At 43.6% G+C, this 2,883-nt stretch carries 3 protein-coding genes; all 3 read left to right on the top strand.

Translation table 11 applies throughout. The annotated features are described in order from the left end of the window. Window positions 1-315: 315 nt before the first annotated feature. The 3 genes from ACO4PX_RS09705 (at window position 316) to fliW (ending at window position 2,797) form a co-directional block, all read left to right on the top strand. Window positions 316-1,545 carry a hypothetical protein gene (locus tag ACO4PX_RS09705; protein WP_485572481.1) on the top strand — a complete coding sequence of 410 codons (1,230 nt, stop codon included), beginning with the start codon at window positions 316-318 and terminating at the stop codon, window positions 1,543-1,545. Window positions 1,546-1,630: 85 nt separating this feature from the next. After that, window positions 1,631-2,206: a hypothetical protein gene (locus ACO4PX_RS09700; RefSeq protein WP_485572479.1), complete on the top strand. Its 576-nt coding sequence runs from the start codon at window positions 1,631-1,633 to the stop codon at window positions 2,204-2,206. A 126-nt stretch (window positions 2,207-2,332) separates the two neighbouring features. Continuing rightward, window positions 2,333-2,797 (top strand): flagellar assembly protein FliW, encoded by a 465-nt coding sequence (gene fliW, locus ACO4PX_RS09695; protein ID WP_314637332.1) that lies wholly within the window; start codon window positions 2,333-2,335, stop codon window positions 2,795-2,797. The last annotated feature ends 86 nt before the right edge of the window (window positions 2,798-2,883 follow it).

Here is a 2,883-nt window from a genome sequence, read left to right as displayed (position 1 = left end):
AAGCAAAGTGAGCAGTGGTTAACATAAACCACTGCTCAGTCAAGGCGAGGTTAGCGGAAGCGTGCCCCGACTACAGACCTATACTCCTTCAGAGCGTATTATTACAACAGTCCCCTTCATTTTCTTAAAAATACGGTAGCCATTCCTCCTGTATTTTTAAGAGTTTTTCTGAAAAATACTTATAGTTTAAGAAAAATAGCCCGATATATACAGTAATGAAAAAAGAGCTAAAACAGCTCTTCTTTCATCAGGGAAAGGATGCCCGAGAACATGCAAGAAGCAAAGGATAAACATCCGGAAAGAATGGAGTAAATCATGAGAGTAACAGCAAGAACCTATTATCAGGATTATGCAAAGTCCGTCGGAAATCTTCATGGCAAGTTAAACGAGTCTATGGAGCAGGTTTCCACCGGAAGAAAATACAAGGCAGCCGATGAGAACCCCATTGCTTACTATGCCGGAAAGCGAATGGACAATCAGTACATGGATGCCGAGTCAAAGAAAGGCATAATCGACGACGTAAAAAATCGTTTGTACCAACAGGAAAAAGGTGCATTAAGCATTCAGGAAGATATGCGTGCCGTTAACACCAAGGTGCTCGCTATCTCTAACGATAGCCAGAATGCTAATGAAGGAACTGTGGGAACCTATGAAACAGAGTTTACCCAGCGTCTTCATTCCGTAGTAAACACCCTAAATTCCCAGTATGACAACTTCTATGTTTACGGCGGAAACGATATGACCACCGTTCCATTCTCCTTAAAGGAGGATTTAAACGGCACCAATCCCAGTATTACCCTTACCTATACCCACAAATTCCCGGGAGACGCAAAAGCCACAGAGCTGAACATTAAGTACAGCTATGACGGAACAAACTACAAGAATGAGTTCTCCGGTACCGATGCGGACGGGAATGCCCTCAATGAAAATGATAGCTTAAAGATGATTCTTTCCGCTATGAGAGAGCAGGGAAAAATGAGCACCGGCTACGGTTCTTTAAGAGACAGAAGCACTCTTTTAGATACCTACACCGGCGGTTTAAACATGATCACCGGACTTTCCTCCGATACTCTGAGAGGCCTTAGTGATGCAGATGCCATCCAGAGAATCAAGGGTGCCTCTAACGGAGGTGCTGTTGTAGCCGAGGAAGATTCCTTGGTAAACAGCCCGGTAGCCTTAATGTCTAAGGCAATTTTAACTTCCCACCAGTATAGGGAAGCCCTAAAAACAAATACAAATGTGTCTACAGCGAAATCTCGTTTTCATAAAGATATGTCCGACTTCATCAACCAAAATGATGATGCGGAGGCAAGAGTCAGCGACAGCTACAGAGAATTGGGTATTAAGTATGCCGCACTGGAAACTACCCAGAGTAAGTTAGATATTACGATGGATACTCTCCAGGAAGAATATACCTCTAAGCTGGGTGTGGACCCCTATGATGCAGTAGTGAAGATGTATTCCTACCAATACAGCTACAATGCTGCAATGAAGGTGGGCTCCAACATCATGCAGTCTTCTTTATTTGATTTCGTTGGTAGATAAAAGAACAGGTCATCTCTCCATTAACCTGACCAAGGCAAGGCGATTGCTATAGTTTCTATAGCAGGTTGGAAACAGGGAGGCGAGTATGGGACAACTCATCAAAGTAAGTACGACTGACTTTAAAGCGATTCACCTAAGCAGTGGTGGAAAGCTGGTCCCTTCCGATCAAATTGACCAAGCACGAGGGAGAGCGCTTCGTCTAAGTACCATTGAAGCACAAAAAGCCGGAAAACAGGATGCTGCTTTGCAGTATAAGGTAAACCGGCAATACCAAAGAGTAGAAAACCATTTGGCTTACTACTCCGCCATGCAGGCTGTCTCTGCCAAAAGAACGGAGACGGGCACAGATTCCTTACCCCTTACAGGAGCTGATACCCAACCCCCAAATCTCTATATCCAAGGCAATAAACAAAGAGCAGCTGCAGAAACACTGGAGATTTTAGAATCTCAAAGAGCTATGAGACAAGAAAAAATAGCCGGCTATCTTCAGGATCGGGGAGCCTTTGAAATGCGGGTACACAAGGGAGATTTATCTTTTCTTCCCGCGATGGATATGACCATCGTAACCCAAATGCCGGACATTAAATTCGAGTATACCGGAGATTTTATCTATTTTCCGAAAAAACCCGATATGGGCGGATCCATAGATTTAGAAAGCTGAAATCCCACAGAGGTCCCTTGCTTTTGGCAGGCGGCATAGGATAACAGCCGACCCTCTCTCCGAAAGGAGGGAGGGAAATCTCCAAAAAATTACAAACATGATCATTATTATTCTATGGAGGAAATTATGCAATTACATACCAAGGACTATGGCGTTATCGATTATGAGGAGAAGGATTTGTTTCATTTCCCTGATGGGCTTTTCGGCTTTTCAGAGGTGCAGCACTATCTTCCCTTATGTTTAAACGAAGAGGAAGATTCTACCATTCTTCTTTTACAGGGAGTAGAGAATCCCGATGTGGCTTTCGTAGTCATCAATCCATTCTCATTGGATCCTGACTATGCTCCAAACCTTACCGACGAAGAGCTTACTTACTTAGGGGTTAAGGATGCGGAAGAATTAAGCTACTATGTGACCTGCGTTTTACAGGCAGACTACCTGGACAACACCGTAAATTTGAAGTGTCCTTTGGTGATTAATCCAGAGAATCATAAGGGCATGCAAGTAATACTTGAAGCAAGCGGATACGAATACAAGCACACTCTGGGCAGCTTTGAATCTGTACAGGCAAAGCAGAAGGCTGCCGTATAAGATAGCCCGGAGGAGTTTCCACAGGGATGTGGAAGAAAGAGGTGAAGGAAAACCATGTTAATTTTAAGAAGAAAAAAGAATGAAAG

The organism is Oribacterium sp., assembly GCF_057249185.1.
The sequence above is the reverse complement of the archived record's forward strand: the minus strand, read 5'-3'. Positions and strand labels throughout refer to the sequence as shown.